Annotated in this window: 16 protein-coding genes; 11 read left to right on the forward strand and 5 right to left on the reverse strand. The window is 63.3% G+C overall.

Going from position 1 to position 18,540, the window contains the following annotated elements:
• Positions 1–12: 12 nt before the first annotated feature.
• Complete coding sequence (locus ACODRW_RS11320; RefSeq protein ID WP_488905779.1) at positions 13–2,112, reverse strand: chemotaxis protein CheA; 2,100 nt, start codon at positions 2,110–2,112, stop codon at positions 13–15.
• Positions 2,099–2,404 (reverse strand): STAS domain-containing protein, encoded by a 306-nt coding sequence (locus ACODRW_RS11325; RefSeq protein WP_488905780.1) that lies wholly within the window; start codon positions 2,402–2,404, stop codon positions 2,099–2,101. Before ACODRW_RS11325 ends, ACODRW_RS11320 begins: the two co-directional genes overlap by 14 nt.
• Before the next feature lie 157 nt (positions 2,405–2,561).
• Here ACODRW_RS11325 and ACODRW_RS11330 point away from each other — a divergent pair, with 157 nt between their 5' ends.
• The gene (locus ACODRW_RS11330) at positions 2,562–4,253 is read left to right on the forward strand and encodes a methyl-accepting chemotaxis protein (protein WP_488905781.1); all 1,692 of its coding nucleotides are present in this window, start codon (positions 2,562–2,564) and stop codon (positions 4,251–4,253) included.
• A gap of 46 nt (positions 4,254–4,299) precedes the next feature.
• Positions 4,300–6,045 (forward strand): methyl-accepting chemotaxis protein, encoded by a 1,746-nt coding sequence (locus ACODRW_RS11335; RefSeq protein ID WP_235088580.1) that lies wholly within the window; start codon positions 4,300–4,302, stop codon positions 6,043–6,045.
• 88 nt (positions 6,046–6,133) lie between these two features.
• On the opposite strand, the gene ACODRW_RS11340 is transcribed toward ACODRW_RS11335, so the two are convergent.
• Positions 6,134–6,883, reverse strand: coding sequence for an endonuclease/exonuclease/phosphatase family protein (locus ACODRW_RS11340; RefSeq protein WP_107799067.1), 750 nt, complete (start codon positions 6,881–6,883; stop codon positions 6,134–6,136).
• 321 nt (positions 6,884–7,204) lie between these two features.
• Between ACODRW_RS11340 and ACODRW_RS11345 the strand changes: the two genes are divergently transcribed.
• From ACODRW_RS11345 to ACODRW_RS11355, 3 genes are all read left to right on the forward strand, one after another.
• Positions 7,205–8,851: a methyl-accepting chemotaxis protein gene (locus ACODRW_RS11345; protein ID WP_488905782.1), complete on the forward strand. Its 1,647-nt coding sequence runs from the start codon at positions 7,205–7,207 to the stop codon at positions 8,849–8,851.
• A 482-nt stretch (positions 8,852–9,333) separates the two neighbouring features.
• Positions 9,334–9,705 (forward strand): hypothetical protein, encoded by a 372-nt coding sequence (locus ACODRW_RS11350; protein WP_488905783.1) that lies wholly within the window; start codon positions 9,334–9,336, stop codon positions 9,703–9,705.
• 495 nt (positions 9,706–10,200) lie between these two features.
• Positions 10,201–10,392, forward strand: a complete 192-nt coding sequence (locus tag ACODRW_RS11355; RefSeq protein WP_488905784.1) for a hypothetical protein — start codon at positions 10,201–10,203, stop codon at positions 10,390–10,392.
• A gap of 74 nt (positions 10,393–10,466) precedes the next feature.
• On the opposite strand, the gene ACODRW_RS11360 is transcribed toward ACODRW_RS11355, so the two are convergent.
• Positions 10,467–12,086, reverse strand: a complete 1,620-nt coding sequence (locus tag ACODRW_RS11360; protein ID WP_488905785.1) for a methyl-accepting chemotaxis protein — start codon at positions 12,084–12,086, stop codon at positions 10,467–10,469.
• Between the two features lie 122 nt (positions 12,087–12,208).
• Positions 12,209–13,828, reverse strand: coding sequence for a methyl-accepting chemotaxis protein (locus tag ACODRW_RS11365; protein WP_107799062.1), 1,620 nt, complete (start codon positions 13,826–13,828; stop codon positions 12,209–12,211).
• A 171-nt stretch (positions 13,829–13,999) separates the two neighbouring features.
• Between ACODRW_RS11365 and ggt the strand changes: the two genes are divergently transcribed.
• The 6 genes from ggt to aac(6') all read left to right on the forward strand — a co-directional run bounded on the left by ggt (position 14,000) and on the right by aac(6') (position 18,490).
• Positions 14,000–15,763, forward strand: coding sequence for a gamma-glutamyltransferase (gene ggt / locus ACODRW_RS11370; RefSeq protein WP_488905786.1), 1,764 nt, complete (start codon positions 14,000–14,002; stop codon positions 15,761–15,763).
• Positions 15,764–15,953: 190 nt separating this feature from the next.
• On the forward strand, positions 15,954–16,715 hold the full coding sequence (locus tag ACODRW_RS11375) for a substrate-binding periplasmic protein (RefSeq protein ID WP_107799060.1): 762 nt from the start codon (positions 15,954–15,956) through the stop codon (positions 16,713–16,715).
• A gap of 274 nt (positions 16,716–16,989) precedes the next feature.
• Positions 16,990–17,364 carry a DMT family transporter gene (locus ACODRW_RS11380; RefSeq protein ID WP_488905787.1) on the forward strand — a complete coding sequence of 125 codons (375 nt, stop codon included), beginning with the start codon at positions 16,990–16,992 and terminating at the stop codon, positions 17,362–17,364.
• Positions 17,361–17,681, forward strand: coding sequence for an SMR family transporter (locus ACODRW_RS11385; protein WP_107799058.1), 321 nt, complete (start codon positions 17,361–17,363; stop codon positions 17,679–17,681). The genes ACODRW_RS11380 and ACODRW_RS11385 overlap by 4 nt, the downstream gene beginning before the upstream one ends.
• Before the next feature lie 130 nt (positions 17,682–17,811).
• Positions 17,812–17,970, forward strand: coding sequence for a hypothetical protein (locus ACODRW_RS11390; RefSeq protein ID WP_158274264.1), 159 nt, complete (start codon positions 17,812–17,814; stop codon positions 17,968–17,970).
• Positions 17,971–18,046: 76 nt separating this feature from the next.
• Positions 18,047–18,490, forward strand: a complete 444-nt coding sequence (gene aac(6'), locus ACODRW_RS11395; RefSeq protein ID WP_486637235.1) for an aminoglycoside 6'-N-acetyltransferase — start codon at positions 18,047–18,049, stop codon at positions 18,488–18,490.
• Positions 18,491–18,540 lie beyond the last annotated feature (50 nt).

Consider the following 18,540-nt stretch of genomic DNA (forward strand, 5'->3'; position numbering starts at 1 on the left):
CGCATCGGCGCGCTAAATGACGTCGCTCGCCTGCGTCTCACTGGACTGGCGAATCCGCCGCCGCTCGCGGCGGCAGGCGTGGTGGATCAATTGCGGAATGTCCAGCACCAGCGCCGGCTTGCCGTTGCCCAGAATGGTGGAGCCGCTGATGCCACGCAGCGATCGGAATATCTCGCCCAAGGGCTTGATAACCGCCTGCACCTCGCCCATCAGCCGGTCCACCACCACGCCGGCGCGGTTTTCCCCGTAATGCACTATCACCACGTACTCCGGCTGCGCGGCCGGCGGCAGATTGAACAGCTCCCGCAAGGACACGAAGGGCAGCCAATCGCCGCGCACATTGATCTGGCGCGCGTTCTGCCGCATCGTCTCCTCAGGCATGTCCACGCACTCGATCATCATGTCCAGCGGCATCACCAGCGAGGAATCGTTCACCTCCACCCGGAAGCCGTCGATGATGGCCAGCGTCAGCGGCAGCCGCAGCCGGAAGGTGGTCCCCTGGCCCGGCTGGGAAAAGATTTCGATCTCGCCGCGCAAGAGTTCGATATTGCGTTTCACCACGTCCAGGCCCATGCCGCGGCCGGACAGATCGCTCAGCGCGTGCGCGGTGGAAAAGCCGGGCAGGAAAATCAGCTGCAGGGTTTCCTGCTCGCTCAACTGCCGGCCCTCGCTCAGCAAACCGCGCTCCAGCGCCTTGGCCAACACTTTGTCGCGGTCTATGCCGCGGCCGTCGTCCTTGATCTCCACCACCACCGAGCCGGCGTCGTGAAAGGCGTTGAGCACCACCTTGCCGGTTTCCGGCTTGCCCGCCTCCCGCCGCTCCGCCGCCGTTTCCAGGCCGTGGTCCACCGCGTTGCGCACCAGGTGCATCAGCGGGTCGGTCAAGCGCTCCACCATGGATTTGTCAATCTCGGTGTCCGCGCCCTGAATCGACAGCTGTATGGATTTGCCCAGTTGCCGCGACACCTCGCGCACCATGCGCGGAAACCGGCAGAACACCTCGTCCACCGGCACCATGCGCAAGGTCAGCGCGTCGTCGCGTATGCTTTCCACCAGCGTGTTGATGATGGCCACGGACTCCAGCAGCTCCGCGTCGCAGCGGCTCTGCGCAATCAGCTTGGTGCCGGCGGACGCGATCACCAGCTCGCCCACCCGGTTGATCAACCGGTCCAGCTTGCCGGCTTCCACCCGGATATAGTGACTGTCGCCGCGGACCGGCCGGCCCGCCGCCGTTCCAGCCTCTCCGCTCCGGCCGCTCTCCGGCCGCGCCAGCCAGCGCGCCTCCCGCACCCGCTCCGCCTCCGCCGCCGTCAAGGCCCCGCGCGCCAGCCAGCGCGACAGCTGCGGCTCTATCGATTCCCCCAGGCGCTCCGCCAGCGAGCGGAAGGCCGCCAGCGGCGCGTGCGGCGGCAGAATGCCCAGCATGCTGTCTTCGGCGACAAACTCGAACACGTCGCGCACCTGCTCCAGGCTGGCCGCGGATTCCAGGCTCAGCTCCAGGCCGATGAAGCAATCCGTCGGCTCCAAGTCGGCGAAGGCCGGCAGCGGCGGCCAGACCAGCTCCACCTCGCGCAGCGCGCCCAACTGGCTGAGGAAACGCAGGCAGGACAGCGGATCGAAGCCGTCGCGGAACAGATCGGGATAAAAGCGCAGCGACAACTGCCACAGCGGCGTGGCGGCGGCGTCCAGCGCCTCCTCGCCGGCCACCGCGCAGGGGGCCCCGTCCAGCAGGAACAGCTGCAAACGCTGCAACAGCGGCGCGCCGTCCGGCCAGACCGGCTCCGCGTCCAGCGCGGAGGCCTCCACCGCCTCCAGCATCCGCCGCAGATGATCGTTGCAGGCCAGCAGCAGGCTGACCAGATCGTCACCCAGCGCGATCTTGCCGCCGCGCAGCCGTTCCAGCACGCTCTCCATCGCATGGGCAAAGGCCACCAGCGCGTCGAAGCCGAAGGTGCCGGCGGAGCCCTTGATGGTGTGCGCGGTGCGCAGCAGCAGGTTGAAGGTCTCGGCGTCGGCGGGAAAGGCGGCCGGGTCCAGCAGCGCGCCTTCCAGCGCGTCGCACAGCTCGCGGGACTCCTCCAGGAAAATCGCCCTGGCCTTACTCCAGTCCATCCTCGCCTCCCGCCGTCGGCGCCGTCAGCGCCACGCCCAGCAACTGAAAGGCCTCGCTGACCAGGGGGTTGTCCGCCAGCAGCACCAGCCGCCGCAGCTGCCGGCCAAAGACCAGCAGCAACTGCAAGGCGCAGCCGTCCACCTCCGTCACCTCGGCGAAGCTCAACGACACCGCTTCGTGCGCCAGCAAGGGCAGAAGCTCGCTTTTCAGCTGCTCCACCGTGTAAACGCTCAATTCCCCGCTCAGACTGGCCCTGGCCCAACCTTCGCCGGTTTCGACGTGCACTCTCATTAGGCCCCCAGACCAAAGCCAAGCGGCGGTTAACTCACTGTTTTTACTTAAGTGTCCACACTAAAAGTAGTCAAGAAACAGATTGTTTTATAAAAAACAGTAAGCAAGCCAACGCGCGACGGTGCGAACACGGCTACAGCAGCATGGCGGGAGGCCTATGAAACTGAGCATCAAATCCCTGCTGACGGCCAGCGCCGGCGTCTTCGCCCTGCTTTTGTTGCTGCTCCTGCTGTGCACCCTGCGCCTGCGGCATGAGCTGGATCTGCAAGCCCGGGCCGAGTCGCAGCGCAATCAAAGCTATCTCTTGGCCAACGAACTGCGGCAAAGCTCGGACGACCTCACCCGCCTGGTCCGCACCTACGCGGAAACCGCGGACCCGCGCTACGAGCGGCAATACTGGGCGGTGCTGGCGATACGCAACGGCCAGCAGCCGCGCCCGCAGCACTACAACCGCATCTACTGGGACTTCATGGCGGCTAGCGACAACAAGCCGCAGCCGGACGGCCCCGCCGTGCCGCTGCAACAGCTAATGCGGCAGGCCGGCTTCACTCAGCAGGAGTTCGACAAGCTCGGGCTGGCCCAGGCCAACTCGGACCGGCTGGTCAATACCGAAACCGTGGCGATGAACGCGATGAAGGGACGCTTCGCCGACAGCCAGGGCGGCTTCAGCCGCCAAGGCCCGCCGGATCCGGAACTGGCCCGGCGCATCCTGCACGACCGCCAATACCATCTGGACAAGGCCGCCATCATGCAGCCGGTGGACGCGTTTTATCAGTTGATGGAAGAACGCACCAACCAGGCCGTCGTCCAGTCCCGCGCCCAGGCCGAGCGGTGGCTGGCCATCGTCATCGGTCTGATGCTGGGCTGCTGCGCGCTGGGCCTGTTGATGTTCTGGACCATTTACCGGCGCTTGTTCGCCATGCTGGGCGACGAGCCCTTGCGCGTCACCCGGCTGATGCGGGCGGTGGCGGCCGGCGATCTGGCCGCCGCGGCCCCGCCCGGCGGCTACCCCAGGGACAGCCTGGCGGAAGCCATGCTCCAGACCGTGACCACACTCAGCCGCGCGATAGCGGACTCCCAGCGCGGCGCCGGCCATCTGTCCATGATGTCGGCCCAGATCAACCACAGCTCCCAGCAACTGTCCCTCAACACCAACGGCCAGGCGGCCAGCCTGTCCGAGGCCGCCTGCTCGCTGGAGCAGATCTCCTCCGCCATCAACCAGAGCAGCGACAACGCCAAGCTCACCGAAACCATGGCCGTCCAGGCGGCGGACGACGCGCGCCAGGGCGGCGAAATCGTCGAACACACCGTGCGCAGCATGCAGTGCATCGCCGAGCACATCTCGGTGATAGACGACATCGCCTATCAAACCAATCTGTTGGCGCTCAACGCCGCCATTGAAGCCGCCCGCGCCGGCGCCCAGGGCAACGGCTTCTCCATCGTGGCCCAGGAAGTGCGCAAACTGGCGGAACGCAGCCAGCTGGCCGCCAGGGAGATCAGCGGCATGGCCGCCAGCGGCGTTCAGCTCGCCGGCCAGGCCGGCGCGCAACTGGCCGCCATCGTCTCCTCCAGCGGCAAGACCGCCAGCCTGATCCAGCAAATCGCCGTCGCCGCCAACGAGCAGGCGCAAGGCGTGGGACAAATCAACGCCACCATCCAGAGACTGAGCGCCGCCACCCAGCAAAACGCCAGCCTGGTGGAAGAACTCGCCGCCATCTCGGCGGACAGCCGCGGCCATGCGGACCAAGTGCATGCTCAGATGCAGCGCTTCCACGCCGCCGCCCCCGCTCCCCCAGGAGAAACCAGCGCCGCCGGCCGCGTCACCGCGGGCCATGGACCCCGACATTGACCGGCCACCACAACATCGTTCAGCTGCACTGTGAGGACCTCTCCATATGAAAAATTTTCGCGCCAACCAGGCCATCACCGGCCTGCTGATTCTTATCGCGCTCACCTTTATCGGCGTGATCTACACCTTCATTTCCATGCGCCAGGCGGTGGACGTGATGAGCGCCGCCAGCGAAAGCCGTTATCACTCCTACCTGCTGGCCTCGGAGCTGAGACAAAGCTCGGATGATCTGACCCGCCTGGGCCGCACCTACGTCGTCACCGGCGATCCCGGCTATGAACAGCAATACAACCGCGTGCTGGACATCCGCAACGGCAAGGCGCCGCGTCCGAAGGAATACAACCGCATCTACTGGGACTTCGTCGCCGCCGGCCAGGAAAAACCCCGGCCGGACAGCGAAACCGTGCCGCTGCAAACCCTGATGCAGCAAGCCGGCTTCACCGATGGCGAGTTCGCCAAGCTCAAGGAAGCGCAAGCCAACTCCGACGGCCTGGTCAAGCTGGAAGTGCGGGCGATGAACGCGGTCAAGGGCAAGTTCGCCGACGCCCAGGGTCAGTACAGCGTCAGCGGCCAGCCTGACATGGAACTGGCGCGCAAACTGGTGCACAGCAAGGAATACCACCAGTTCAAAGCCCAGATCATGAAACCCATCGACGACTTCTTCGTGCTGCTGGACCAGCGCACCAACGCCGCGCTGGCCCAGGCCAAGGACAGGCTGTCCAGCGCCCAGCTGCAATTCCTCACCGCCATCGTGCTGCTGGTGGGCGAAATCCTGCTGCTGATCCTGCTGGGCCGCCGCCAGATCCATACCCAGCTGGGCGGATCGGTCACCGACATCGAAGGCGTGTTGCAGGAAATCGCCTCCGGCAACCTGGCCGTGGACGTGCCCAAGGCGCCGGAAGCCAGCGCGTTGGGCCAGATCGGCGTGATGAATCAGCGGCTGCGCCGCTTGATAGGCGAAGTCAACAACAACGCCGGCCAGCTGGTCAGCGCCGTCGGCTCCCTGCATCAGACCACCAACCGCATCAGCGAGGACGCGGACCAGGTCAATCAGGCCATCAGCTCCAGCGCCGCCACCATTGAGCAGATCACCGTCAGCGTCACCCATGTGGCCGACACTACCGCCGACGCCAACGCCATCATCTCCCAGGCCAATAGCAGCGCGGAACGCGGCCGCCACGCCATGCATCAGGTTTCGGCCGAGGTGGGCAAACTGTCCCAGGCCATGTCCACCCTCAGCGACACGCTGAACTCGCTGGGCACCCGCTCCGAGGAAATCAGCTCCATCGTCAACGTGATCAAGGACATCGCCGACCAAACCAACCTCTTGGCGCTCAACGCCGCCATCGAAGCCGCGCGCGCCGGCGAAATGGGCCGCGGCTTCGCCGTGGTGGCGGACGAAGTGCGCAAGCTGGCCGAGCGCACCGCCCAGGCCACCACCGAAATCACCCAGATGACCCAGGGCATGCGCCAGCAAACCGCCGGCACCGTGGCCAGCATGCAGCAGGCCCGCTCCACCGTGGATCAAAGCGTGGGCCTGGCCCAGGGCGCGGCCAGCGAGATTGAAAACATCGGCGGCCTGATGCGGCAAGTGGTGGACACCTTCACCCAGATCACCCACGCCACCCGCGAGCAATCCACCGCCGTCGGCAACATCGCCCACACCACCGAGCACATCAACGGCATGACCCGCAGCACCTCCGAGGTGGCGCAAGGCGCCAGCGCCACCCTGAGCGAGCTGAACGGCCACGCCAGCAAGCTGAAGAACGTGGTGGAGCGCTTCCACCTCTAAACCGGTCCGTGACAAAGCAACAGGGCTCCGCAATGCGGAGCCCTGTTTTCCTTCATTGGACTCTCAGAACCGGTTCAAAGTCTACCCCTCAAATCGGCGCCAAACTGGCGGACAGCGGCAAATGATCGGACAAGCGCGACCACGGCGCGCCCTTCAGCACCTCCGCCCCCAAGGGCTTCAGCCCGCGCACATAGATCCGGTCCAGCGGCAGCATGGGCATGCGCGCCGGAAAGCTGCGCGCATGGCGGCCGAACAACTGATCGAACACCTCCACCATGCCCAGGCTGTCCATCAGGTGATCCGTCGCCTCTTCCCGCCAGTCGTTGAAATCGCCGGCCAGAATCAGCGGCGCGTCCGCCGGCACGTTCTCGCGCACATAGCGCGCCAGGTCCAGATACTGCTTGCGCCGGTCTCGCGCCAACAGATTGAAATGGCCGCACAAGGTCACCACCGGCCGCTTCCAGCCCGCCGGCGTCAGCTGACAGTGCAGCAGGCCGCGGTTCTCGAAGCGGTTGACCGAGATGTCGCGGTTGCACCAGGTATTGATGGGAAAGCGCGTCAGCAAGGCGTTGCCGTGATGGCCGTGCTCATAAGCCGCGTTCAGACCGTAAGCCGCCTTGTGGTCCAGCCGGCGCGCCAGGAAATGATGCTGCGGCAGCTTGGGCCAGCTGGCGTGCTGCAAGGCGCGTTCTATGTTCTTGCCCTGCACCTCCTGCAAGAACAACACGTCGGCGTCTATGGATTCCAGCGCGGAGGCCATATCGCCCAACCGCACATGGCGGTTCAGCGGCGACATGCCCTTGTGGATGTTGTAAGTGGCTACGGTGATGGCTTTCATGCAATACGCTTCTTTATCGGGCGGACATACCCTCCGCCGCTTCTAACTGCCCCGTGAACAAGCTAAGTCAGACCGCCGGCCGCCGGCCCTGTTCCCGCGCCCATTGTCCGCCGCCTCAGTTTCAAAGATAAGCGCTGGCCGCGCAAATTCAATCTCCACCCCCAGGCAAACAAGGAACTGAAAATCATTCACCTAAAACGGACTGCCCGTCTGCAAAATTTCCTACATCAAGCATTGCAAGATGAATACAGCTGCACTACACACTTATAACAGTAGCTAGAAAACAATACATGATTATCGGCGGAAGTTAGGGAGCGAGCGATGGGAAACTTTCTTGCGCAGTTCAGCATCAAGGTCAAGATCTTTGGGCTGATTCTGCTAGGCGTGCTGGCCAGCGTGATCATCGGCATGGTTGGCGTCAAAAGTACCGCGGAGATGAATAATCTCACCATTGACATGCATGACAACCTGCTGATGTCTGTCAATTGGGTGGCCAGCGCCAACCAGTACGCCATCTACGCCAGCCGGTCCGACTACCGCTTCATCGCCGAAAGCGAGAAAAAGCAGATGGATCAGGTGACGGCCAACCGCGCCAAATACGTGACGGAAATGAACCGGCTGCTGGATCTCTATCGCAAGACCGAACTCACCCCGCCGGAAGTGGACGCGCTCAAACGCTTTGACGCCGCCTGGCCGGTAATGGAGGAAGTCTGCAAGAAAGTGCGCGACCTCAGCTATAGCGATACCGGCGACGGAGCCAACAACAAGAAAGCGCTGGAACTGATGGCCAAGGAATGCCGACCCAAGTTCCAGGTTGTCGACGACATCATGAGCCAGATCGTCGATATCAATGTCAAAGTGTCCGATCAAGCTTTGAAAAACGCCGCCGACAAGTACCAGCAAGCGCGCAACACCATCGTTACCGTGCTGGTCATTGCCTTGATCGTACTGTTTTTGTTGGGCATGACAATACAGAACGGCATCATCGGCAGCCTGAAAAAAGGCATGGAAGCGCTGTTCCTGCTGGGCAGCGGCGACCTGACCGGCACCATAGAAGTTCAGGGCCGGGACGAAGTGGCCCAGATGATGCAATCGCTGTCCGACACCCAGAAAAAACTGCGCGTCACCGTGGGCGACATCATCAACTCCGCCTCCAGCGTGGCCGCCACCGCCGAGGAGCTGGCCGCGTCCACCGAGCAAGTCAGCGCCAGCATCGGCCAGCAGGTCAACGCCACTTCCAGCGCCGCCGCCTCGATCGAAGAACTGACCGTCAGCATCGACCAATGCTCCAACAACGCCTCGCTGGCGGACTCCCAGGCCAGCGAAGCCGGCAGTCAGGCCAAGATAGGCAATAAGGAAGTGCAGGACTCCACCCAGCAAGTGCGCAAGGTCAACGACAGCGTGGCCGCCTCCGCCAACAACCTGGAATCGCTGTCCGAACAGGCGCAGATGATCAGCAGCATCGCCACCGTGATCAAGGAAGTGGCGGATCAGACCAATCTCTTGGCGCTCAACGCCGCCATCGAGGCCGCGCGCGCCGGCGAACAGGGCCGCGGCTTTGCCGTGGTGGCCGACGAAGTGCGCAAGCTGGCCGAGCGCACCACCGGCTCCGCCACCGAAATCACCCAGATGATCGCCAAGATCCAGGCCGGGGCCAAGGAGGCGGTGGACAGCATGCGCAGCAGCCGTCACATCGTCAGCCAGGTGGTGGAATCGTCGGAACATGTGTCCACCACCATCAGTTCAGTGGAAGAAAGCGCGGAAGGCGTGGTGGGCGCCATCAGCGACATCGCGCTGGCGATGCAGGAACAACGCCAGGCCAGCACCGATCTGGCCGGCCGCGTGGAGGCCATCGCCCAAATGTCCAAGGAAAACGGCGTGGCCGTGGACGTGTTCTCGCAAGCCACCCGCGAACTGGCGGTGGTGGCGGAGCGGCTGCAGCAGACCACGCTGGCCTTCAAACTTTAAGAACCGGTTTACGATCCGCTGCGCGTCGGCGATACGGCAACCACTTCTACAATCAAACGGCTTCAAATCCCCCGCCCCGCCGGCCTGATCCGCGGGGCGGTTTTTTCACGGATGCCGTCCCTTCATTGACAGCAAAGGCCCGCCTCGCCAACAATAGCCCCGCGCCGCTGCAATTGCGGCGCTCGGGCTTGGACTCCCGACGTTGAGATCATTCCGGCAGACCGCGGCCTCCCCGCGCTCTGTCTCGCTATTGCTTTGCCCATTCGGGCGGGCCGTGGCGAGGGCACCTCACGGTGCGCCGGTCTTTGGAATGATCTCCCGGTAGTCCAACCTTGTCATGCGCCCGCCTAGCCGCGCCCCGCGGCCAGGCCGGCATCCGCTTGAGGAGGTAGCAATGTCGAAATCCATTAGGCGCGTATCCCGCCCCGCGTCCCCGTCTTTCCCCGCATCGGCGCTTGCCTGCTTCAACCAGGAGGCCCGCCATGAGTAAAACCAAGGAAGAACTGCGCGCCTTCTACCGCTTGTTGGAAGCCCGCGAAGCCAAGCTGCCCTTTGTCGGCCCCTCGCCCGAGCGCAGCCGGCCGCATTACTGGCGTGTGCCTCAGTGCCGGGATTTCCCGGAGGCCTACGCGCTGGGCGAGCGTCACGGCCGCGCGCTGGTTGAACTGCTTCGTCAGCACCCGGAGCACGCCGGCCACGGCCTGCTCAGCCGCATCGCCCATGATATGAATTTGTTCGACTTCAGCCCGCAGCGCGGCGCTTGGGCCGGTTTCTTCGACCATCTGGAAGTGTTGATCGCGGTCAGCACCTGCATGCATGAGTCGGACGCGGAGGCGCAAGCCGCGCTTCCCTGAGCCGCAAAACCAGCCCGGACGGCCTCCGTCCGGGCGGCAATGGGGAATGTGACAATGGCTGGCGCCGGCAATCTATGGTAAAAAGCCTGCAATCCTTGCTGGAAAGCGCTGGCAAGGCGGCTGCGCGAGTCACCTGTTTGATCCATTCACCCTCCCTCTTGGTGCCGGATAAAAACCACAGGCGGGTGACTCGCCCAGCCGAAATGCTTGTCATTTCCACCTACCCTCCCCTGATTTTCCGCGCCCCTAAGAACGTGTTTACGATCTCGCGAGCAAAGCGAAAACGGCTGAGAAAGCGGAATGTATACGTGGTACATGAGCATTTTGAAGACGTACTCACCGTGTAACGCTTCACGACGCGCAGCAGATCGTAAACAGGTTCTAACTGCATTCGCGTTCATCCCCCCACTGTCAACGACCTAAAGGTCCGGTGTTTATTCTCCGCCAGGCCGTACCATGGGGGTTCGATTCATCAATCCGTAAAGGAGAGTCTGAATGGCCAAAATCAAACGCGCCGCCAAAAAACTGGCGGCGTTGGCGGACAAGGTGCGCGGACAGAAGAAGGCCACCAAATCGGCCAGAAAGCTGGCCGCCAAGGTGCTGAAGCACCCGATGACCGACAAACCGGCCAAGAAGAAGGAGCTAAAACGCGCCAAGCGGGACAAGGCCGACAAGCAGGCTGAATAAGCCGGCTCCCACACGCCAAAAGGCGGCGAACGGCAAGCATGCCGCGCCGCCTTTTGGCATTCCTGCGCCGGGCTTCACACCTGATAGGCCGACACCGTCTGCAAGATCACCCGCGCCTGCTTGCTCAACTGGCCCGCCGCGTCCGCCGATCCGCTGGACGCCGACGAATTTTCCTCGGCCATCTGGGCGATCTGCTCCACCCGCTGGGCAATGGTATTGCTGGCCACGCTCTGCTCCGCAATGCTGTTGGAAATATCGCGCACCAATTCCATCGCCTTGCCGCTGCTGTTCCGTATCTGGTCTATGGCGTCGTTGGCGGCGCGGGTGTTGGCGGTTTCCTGATGCACCTGCTCCACCACTCTCTCCATGCTTTGCACCGCTTCCATCGTGCTGCCCTGCATCTTGTTGATGATGGCGGCAATTTCAGTGGTGGAACTGGCGGTGCGTTCCGCCAGCTTGCGCACTTCGTCCGCCACCACGGCGAAGCCGCGTCCCATCTCGCCGGCGCGCGCCGCTTCGATTGCCGCGTTCAAGGCCAAGAGGTTGGTCTGGTCGGCAATGTCCTTGATCACCCCCATCACCGAGGCGATAGTGGCGCTGTCTTCTTTCAATTGTCCAATGCGCTGTGCGGCGTCGGTAATCGCGCCGGCTACCTGGGTGATGCCGCGCACGGTGGCGGAAATCACTTGGCCGCCTTCAGTCGCCATCTCGCCGGCCTGCTGCGACTGACCCCGCGCCTCCTGCGCACTGGAGGCAACATGGTTGATGCTCACCGTCATCTGTTCCACCGCCGCCGCCATCGCCGCGGCGGATTCGCTTTGCATCTCCGAACTGCGGGCAATCTCATGGGTGTTGTTGGCCAGGCCGGACATCGCGCCGTCGATGGAGCCGATGCTGTCGCGGATGTCCCGGAAGCTGCGTTGCAGGTTCTCCAACAGTTGGTTGAAGGCGGAGGCGGTCTCGCCCACTTCGTCCATGCGTCCCACCGGCGCGCGCAAGGTGAAGTCTTTGTCCTGATTCACCTTGAACAGCGTGGAGCGGATCTGGTGCAAGCTGGTCCGGATATGACTGAACAACAGCCAGCCCAGGCCGCCGCTCAGCAGCAGACAGGCGGCGATTACCGCCACCGAGCTGCCGAAGGCCATGCTGTAGGCGGCGGCATTGTCCTTGGACAGGCTGTCCGCCAGCGAGTAATTGAAGTCGATGTGGTCGATGAGGTCTTTGGCCAAGGCCTTGGCGGAGTCCGGTATCGGCCCGGCCACCAGCATGGCCTGCGTCGCCGGGCCAGGATGCTCGCGCGAAGCCTTTAAAAAGCTCTCGCGATTATTGCGGTAGGCCTGCAGATCCGCTCGGTCCTGTTGCAGCAGCTTGCGGTCCGCGTCGTTGGACAGCAGGTCTTTCTCGTAAGCGGCCAATACCTGATCCAGGGTCTTGTCGCCTTCGGCGATCTGCGCCTCGGCGTCCGCCTTGCTCTTGGCGTCCGCGGCGATGCCGTGGCGGTAAGCCGCCACCCGCATCTTGGTCAAGGCCAGCAGACCCTGATCCAGCGCCTGTATGCTGGGAAAGGTGTTGTTCTTCAAATAGTTGAAACGTTCATTGGCGCTGTGCAACTGCCACAGGCCGTAACTGCCGACGCCGATCAAGGCCAGCATGGCCACCATCAAGGTCAGCAAGAGCCGCTGTGAGATATTCATCCTTATTCTCCGTGTCTTCGCCCGATACCACATGTAGCTTTGTTATAGGCGCAGTCAGAAAACAGGAGAAAGTACTAAGTGAGAATATCTATTAAGAACAAATATTTAGCGTCGACTCTGCCCTACACTTGATATTGGGTCACGGTGTTCAGGATATTCTTGGCCTGCTGCTGCAATTGCTCCGCCGCGTCCGCCGAGGCGCTGGAGGCGGACGCGTTTTCTTCCGCCATCTGCGCAATCTGCTCCACTTTTTGGGCAATGGTGTTGCTGGCGGTGCTTTGCTCATTGATGCTGCCGGAAATGTCCTTGACCAGTTCCATCGCCTGGCCGCTGCTGTCTTGAATCTTCTCTATCACGCTGCTGGCTTCGCGGGCGTTATCGGTTTCCTGATGCACCTGTTCCACCACTTTTTCCATGCTTTGCACCGCTTCCAGCGTGCTGCTTTGCATCTTGTTGATGATGGAGCCGATTTCCGTGGTGGAACTGGCGGTGCGCTCGGCCAGCTTGCGCACCTCGTCCGCCACCACGGCGAAGCCGCGGCCGGTTTCGCCGGCCCGCGCCGCCTCGATGGCCGCGTTCAGCGCCAAGAGGTTGGTCTGGTCCGCAATGTCCTTGATCACGCCCATCACCGAGGCGATGGTGGCGCTGTCTTCCTTCAATTGCCCAATGCGATGCGAGGCGTCGCTGATCGCGCCCGCCACCTCGGAAATACCCAGCACGGTGGCGGAGATCACCTGGCCGCCCTCGGTGGCCATGCTGCCCGCCTGCTGCGCCTGGGTGCGCGCCTCCACCGCGTTGTCCGCCACATGGTTGATGCTCACCGTCATCTGCTCCACCGCCGCCGCCATCGCCCCGGCGGATTCGCTCTGCACTTCCGAGCTGCGCGCAATCTGATTGGTGTTGGCCGCCAGGCCGGAGGTGGCTTTGTCGATTTCCGAAATATTGTCGCGTATGCCGCGGAAGCTATGCTGCAGATCGTCCAGCAAATGGTTGAAGGCGGCGGCGGTGCGGCCGATCTCGTCCTTGCGCAAGACCTTGGCCCGCAGGCGGAAATCCTTGCTGGCGCTGACCTGATCCAGGGTTTCGCCAATCTGGTTCAGGCTGCTGCGTATGCTGCGGAACAGCGCGAAGCCCAGCGCCCCGCTCAGAATCAGGGCGCCCACAATCACCACCAGGGAGGACACGAAAGCCTCCTGATACGCCGTGGCGTTCTCGCCCGCCAGCTTCTTGGCCAGGCCGTAGTTGAATTCAATATGCTCCTTGATGTCCTTGACCACGGTCTTGGCCGTGGCCAACAGCGGACCGCCCACCAGCTCCCGCCGCGTGGTTTCCGGCGGCTGCTCGCGGGAGATCTTGAACACGGTGTCGCGCTGCTGGCGGTAGATCCGGATGTCCGCGCGGTCTTTTTCTATCATCCGCCTGTCCTCGTCGTCGGACACCAGGTCTTTCTGGTAATGGTCCAGCGCCGTGTCCATCTGCTTGTCCAGCTGCGCGATATTGGCTTCGATATCGGCCTTGACCTTGGGATCTTCGCTGATGCCGTGGCGGTAGGTCAGCACCCGCATATCGGTTTGCGCCTGCAAAGCCTGATCCAGGGTGTGGATGCTGGGAAAGGTGTTGGCCTGCAGATAGTCGAAGCGCTCATTGGCCCGGTGCAGCTGGAGCAGCCCGAAGCTGCCCACAATGAACAAGCCGAGCAAGGCGACCGCCAGGGTCAGCAGCAAACGTTGGGATATGCTCATGGTAGCCCCCTAGGTGATGACTTATGAAACTCGATTCTTTATAGGCGTGTCTGCTTGGGATTTTCAAATCATTTGGCATGGAAAATCAGGCTTTTGCGACAGGCGGCGGCACCGTAGAATGTTCTCGCAATCACAACATTCATAAAACGCCAACAACAAAGGAGAATCACCATGACGCCATTCCGTCCCCGCCCCAGACTGCTGCTGAGCGCGCTGGCCCTGAGCCTGGGCCTGAGCCTGGGCTTCAACGCCCCGGCCCTGGCGCTGAGCCCGCCGGCGCCGCCGCAGGTCAAATACGATTACGACTACGATGTCTTCCACCCGGTCTACGCCCGCAACGGCATGGTGGCCACCGAACAGGGCCTGGCCACCCAGGTGGGCCTGGACATTCTGCGCCAGGGCGGCAACGCGGTGGACGCCGCGGTGGCGGTGGGCTTTGCGCTGGCGGTGACGCTGCCCAACGCCGGCAACCTGGGCGGCGGCGGCTTCATGGTGCTGCACGACGCCAAGAGCGGCCGCAATATCGCGCTGGATTTCCGCGAGATCGCGCCGGCCAAGGCCAGCCGCGACATGTATCTGGACGCGCAGGGCAAGGTCGTGGACGGCCGCTCGCTGTACACCCACCTGGCAGTGGGCGTGCCCGGCACCGTGGCCGGCCTGGCCCACGCTCAGCAGCGCTGGGGCAGCCTGCCGCTGGCCAAGGTGATTGCGCCGGCGGTGAAGCTGGCGGAGCAAGGTTTCCCGGTGTCTCAGACGCTGGCGGAAATGCTGGAAGTGGAAAAAGACAATCTGGGCCGCTGGGACAGCAGCCGGGCGGTGTTCTTCCGCGACGGCCGCCCGCTGCGCGCCGGCGAGAAGCTGGTGCAGCGCGACCTGGGCAAATCGCTGCGCCTGATCGCGCAACAAGGACCCAAAGCCTTCTATCAGGGCGACATCGCCGACAAGATCGTGGCGGAAATGGCGCGCCACGGCGGCCTGATCAATAAGGCCGATCTGGCCGGCTACAAGGTGGAGGAGCGCGCGCCGGTCAGCGGCACGTATCGCGGCTACCAAGTGGTGTCCATGCCGCCGCCCAGCTCCGGCGGCATCCACATCGTCCAGATCCTGAACCTGCTGGAACGCTATCCGCTGGCCGACTACGGCCCCAACAGCGCGCAGACCATCCACTATCTGGCCGAGGCGATGAAGCTGGCCTACGCCGACCGCTCGGAATTCCTGGGCGACCCGGCCTTCGTCAAAGTGCCGCAGGCCGGCCTGACCTCCAAGCGCTACGCCGATCAGCTGGCCACGACGATAGACCCGGTCAAGGCCCGCCCCGCCGCCGAGATCAAGCCCGGCAAGCCGCAGCCCTATGAGAGCGACCAGACCACCCATTACTCCATCGTGGACAAGCAAGGCAACGCGGTGGCGGTGACTTACACGCTGAACCTGAACTTCGGCAGCGGCATCATCGCCGGCGGCACCGGCATTCTGCTCAACAACGAGATGGACGACTTTTCCGTCAAGCCCGGCGTGCCCAACGCCTTCGGCCTGATCGGCGGCGACGCCAACGCGGTGGCGGCCGGCAAGCGGCCGCTGTCCTCGATGTCGCCGACGCTGGTGCTGAAAAACGGCAAGCCCTGGCTGGTCACCGGCAGCCCGGGCGGCGCGCGCATCATCACCACCACTTTGCAGACCATCGTCAACGCCGTCGATTTCGGCATGAACCCGGCGGAAGCCGCGTCCACGCCGCGGGTGCACCATCAATGGCTGCCGGACGAATTGCGGGTGGAAAAGGGCCTGAGCCCGGATACGCTGCGCCTGCTGCGCGAACAAGGCTACAAGATCGCGCTCAAGCCCAGCATGGGCCGGACCCAGACCATACAGCTGCGCGACGGCGGCTTGTACGGCTATTCCGACCCGCGCAACCCTGACGGCGCCACGATGGGCTATTAAGACGCGCCGGCCGGGCGCCGTTCAAGGACGCGCCCGGCCGGCCGATAAAGCGAGAAACCGGCGTCAAAACTCAACCATAATGTAATAAGGAAACTGTTCAAAGTCTGCCGCGCTGCGGCGATACGGCGTTAAAACCGGCTTTCGCCTGAGCGCCGCCGGCCCCGCGCCGTCACTGGGGAGAAGCCCGCACATGCTGAAATTGTCGAGCAGCGCCGCGCTGGTCTTGTCGCTGTCGCTCCCCGTCAACGCGGCCACCCTGCACTTCGTCACCCAGGATTTTCCGCCCTTCATCGAGGTGACCGACAAACCCCAGCCCCAAGGCCTGATGGTGGATACGCTGGTGGCCGTCTGCCAGCGGCTGAACTGGAACTGCGAAATCCAGGCCATGGTCTGGCGCCGCGCCCTGCTGCTGGCCGATGAAGGCAAGGTGGACGGCATCTTCCCGGTGCAGGACACGCCCGAGCGCAGGATGTCGCTGGCCTTGAGCGCCCCGGTGTACAACAGCAGTTACGGCCTGTTCGCCACCGCCAGCTCCACCTTCCGCTACCAGCGCCCCCAGGACCTGCTCAACCACCGCATCGCGGTCTACGGCCCGTCCATCTCTCAAAACGCCCTGGACAAGCTGATCGCCGGCTTGCCCAATATGAACATCTCCGTGGAAAACAATCAGGAAACGGTGTTAAAGAAATTGGCCGCCATGCGTTACGGCGCGGACGCGGTGGTTTTCGCCAACGAAGACGTCACTCGCTACATCATCCGGCGCGAAGCGCTGAGCGGCCTGCGCCCGCTGGCCACCATACAGCCGCTGACCTATCTATACGGATTCCCTTTGAAATCAGTGAAACCCGGCATGGTGGCGGACTTCAACCAAGCCTTGAACGCGCTGTGCCACGACGGCACGCTGCCGCGCCTGGCGCGCCGCTACAATGTCCGGATGGCCGCGTGCAAATAGCATTTGAAAGTTTTTGCTATCAATTAAATTGAACAACTATTAGCGTTGTGTTATATTTGTTCAAAATATCAAACAGCCACCATAAGCGCCTCGCCTTTGACAGGCGCTTATCTTGCGCTTCAATGCGATAAACAACCCTTCTGCCCCAGACGGTTTCACGGGGCAGCCTAAGCGACCGACTGTCTTTGCTGACGGCGTCATCCGCGCTTTTTGCGGAGCGTTGTTGCGCCTCTAGCGCATGTGGCTTCCGGATTTCCAATCACAGGAGCGTAGCATGCAAACTCAATCGTCTTCCCCAGTCTGGCTGGGCTGGGCCTTTCTACTGGTGGCCATCGCCACCGAAATCCTGGGCACGTCCTTCATGGCCTACGCCGCCCGCACCGAGAGCTACTGGGGCTACGGCGTGATGGCGGCGGCGCTGGCGCTGTCCTATTACTTCCTGTCCCTCGCCATCCGCACCATTTCCGTGGGCGTCGCCTACGCCGCCTGGGAAGCCCTGGGTCTGGCCGGCCTGGCGCTGATCGGCGTCCATCTGTTCGGCGAAACGCTGCTGACGCAGGAAATCATCGGACTGGCCTTGTCCGTGGTGGGCATCGCCTGCGTGGTGGCCGGCGAAGCCGATGAACACACCCAGGAGCAAAGCGCATGAAAACCGTATTTTATGTATTCGTGGTGTCCTCGGCCCTGATCGAGGTGGCCGCCAACCTGATGCTGGAAAAATCCAACGGCTTCCGCAACAAGGCCTGGGGCTTCGGCGCCATCGCCATGGTCTGGGTGGCTTTCGCCCTGCTGGGCCAGGCGGTGCGCGGCATCGATCTGGCCGTGGCCTACGCGCTGTGGGGCGCGCTGGGCATCATCGGCACCGCCATCGGCGCGCGCATCTTCTTTGGCCAGCGGCTCAAGCCGCTGGGCTGGGTGGGCATGGCGGTGGTGATTTCCTCGGTGGTGGTGCTGACCACCGCCTGATAAACCTCGGCGGCGTTCAGTGACGCTTTTATGACGCGCCGCCCAGCCCGACCTGTCCTATCTGAGTATGGCGACCCGCGCCATAACGGTTTAGGGTACGGGCTCCATCCAAGCAATGAAAGGCTGAGACATGCAACAGTATCAAGTCTTGAGCGGCATGAGCCAAGAGTCCTTGGAAAACACCCAAGCCTTGCTCACCCTCTGCGAGCACTGCGCCAGCGATGTCGGCATCCTGGCCATCCACGGCGAAACGGATCAACCTTGCGAGCTGTGCGGCGAAGTCGATTGACGCGCCCCCTTCGACCACACACCGGGCCGGCCATGCCGGCCCCTTGTTTTTCCCCGCCGCGCGCCCTGAGGACGATATGCACATCCGAACACTGGAACTCGCGACGCTGCCGGCCTGGCAAGCCCTGCGCCGACAATTATGGCCGCATCACGACGACGCCGCGCACCGCGCGGACGGCGAGCACATCCTGGCCTCCCGCCACCTGACGTCCTTCCTGGCCCTGGACGACGACGGCCAGGCGCTCGGCTTTGCCGACGCCGCAGTCCGCCAAGACTACGTCAACGGCTGCGACGGCAGCCCGGCGGCTTTTCTGGAAGGCATCTTCGTCGCCCCCGCGCACCGGCAAGCCGGCGTCGCCCGCCAACTGGTGGCGGCGGTACGGGCCTGGGGCCTGGAGCGCGGCTGCGCCGAACTGGCGTCCGACGCGCCGCTGGACAATCTCGCCTCCCAAAGCATGCACGCCCGGCTGGGCTTCGAGGAGACGGAAAGAGTGGTGTTCTATCGGATGCCGCTGCGCTGAACCCCGCTCGCGCCCAATAAAAATACCCCGCTCGCGCGGGGTATTTTCTT

It is taken from the genome of Chromobacterium sp. FG89, from assembly GCF_057808735.1.

Excerpts from the sequence above, each read along its gene's own strand:
- ACODRW_RS11385 (WP_107799058.1), top strand. The coding sequence starts at position 17,361 with ATGAAAACCGTATTTTATGTATTCGTGGTGTCCTCGGCCCTGATCGAG.
- ACODRW_RS11365 (WP_107799062.1), bottom strand. The coding sequence starts at position 13,828 with ATGAGCATATCCCAACGTTTGCTGCTGACCCTGGCGGTCGCCTTGCTC.
- ACODRW_RS11350 (WP_488905783.1), top strand. The coding sequence starts at position 9,334 with ATGAGTAAAACCAAGGAAGAACTGCGCGCCTTCTACCGCTTGTTGGAA.
- ACODRW_RS11355 (WP_488905784.1), top strand. The coding sequence starts at position 10,201 with ATGGCCAAAATCAAACGCGCCGCCAAAAAACTGGCGGCGTTGGCGGAC.
- ACODRW_RS11375 (WP_107799060.1), top strand. The coding sequence starts at position 15,954 with ATGCTGAAATTGTCGAGCAGCGCCGCGCTGGTCTTGTCGCTGTCGCTC.
- ACODRW_RS11360 (WP_488905785.1), bottom strand. The coding sequence starts at position 12,086 with ATGAATATCTCACAGCGGCTCTTGCTGACCTTGATGGTGGCCATGCTG.
- ACODRW_RS11390 (WP_158274264.1), top strand. The coding sequence starts at position 17,812 with ATGCAACAGTATCAAGTCTTGAGCGGCATGAGCCAAGAGTCCTTGGAA.
- ACODRW_RS11340 (WP_107799067.1), bottom strand. The coding sequence starts at position 6,883 with ATGAAAGCCATCACCGTAGCCACTTACAACATCCACAAGGGCATGTCG.
- ggt (WP_488905786.1), top strand. The coding sequence starts at position 14,000 with ATGACGCCATTCCGTCCCCGCCCCAGACTGCTGCTGAGCGCGCTGGCC.
- ACODRW_RS11380 (WP_488905787.1), top strand. The coding sequence starts at position 16,990 with ATGCAAACTCAATCGTCTTCCCCAGTCTGGCTGGGCTGGGCCTTTCTA.
- ACODRW_RS11325 (WP_488905780.1), bottom strand. The coding sequence starts at position 2,404 with ATGAGAGTGCACGTCGAAACCGGCGAAGGTTGGGCCAGGGCCAGTCTG.
- ACODRW_RS11345 (WP_488905782.1), top strand. The coding sequence starts at position 7,205 with ATGGGAAACTTTCTTGCGCAGTTCAGCATCAAGGTCAAGATCTTTGGG.
- ACODRW_RS11330 (WP_488905781.1), top strand. The coding sequence starts at position 2,562 with ATGAAACTGAGCATCAAATCCCTGCTGACGGCCAGCGCCGGCGTCTTC.
- ACODRW_RS11335 (WP_235088580.1), top strand. The coding sequence starts at position 4,300 with ATGAAAAATTTTCGCGCCAACCAGGCCATCACCGGCCTGCTGATTCTT.
- ACODRW_RS11320 (WP_488905779.1), bottom strand. The coding sequence starts at position 2,112 with ATGGACTGGAGTAAGGCCAGGGCGATTTTCCTGGAGGAGTCCCGCGAG.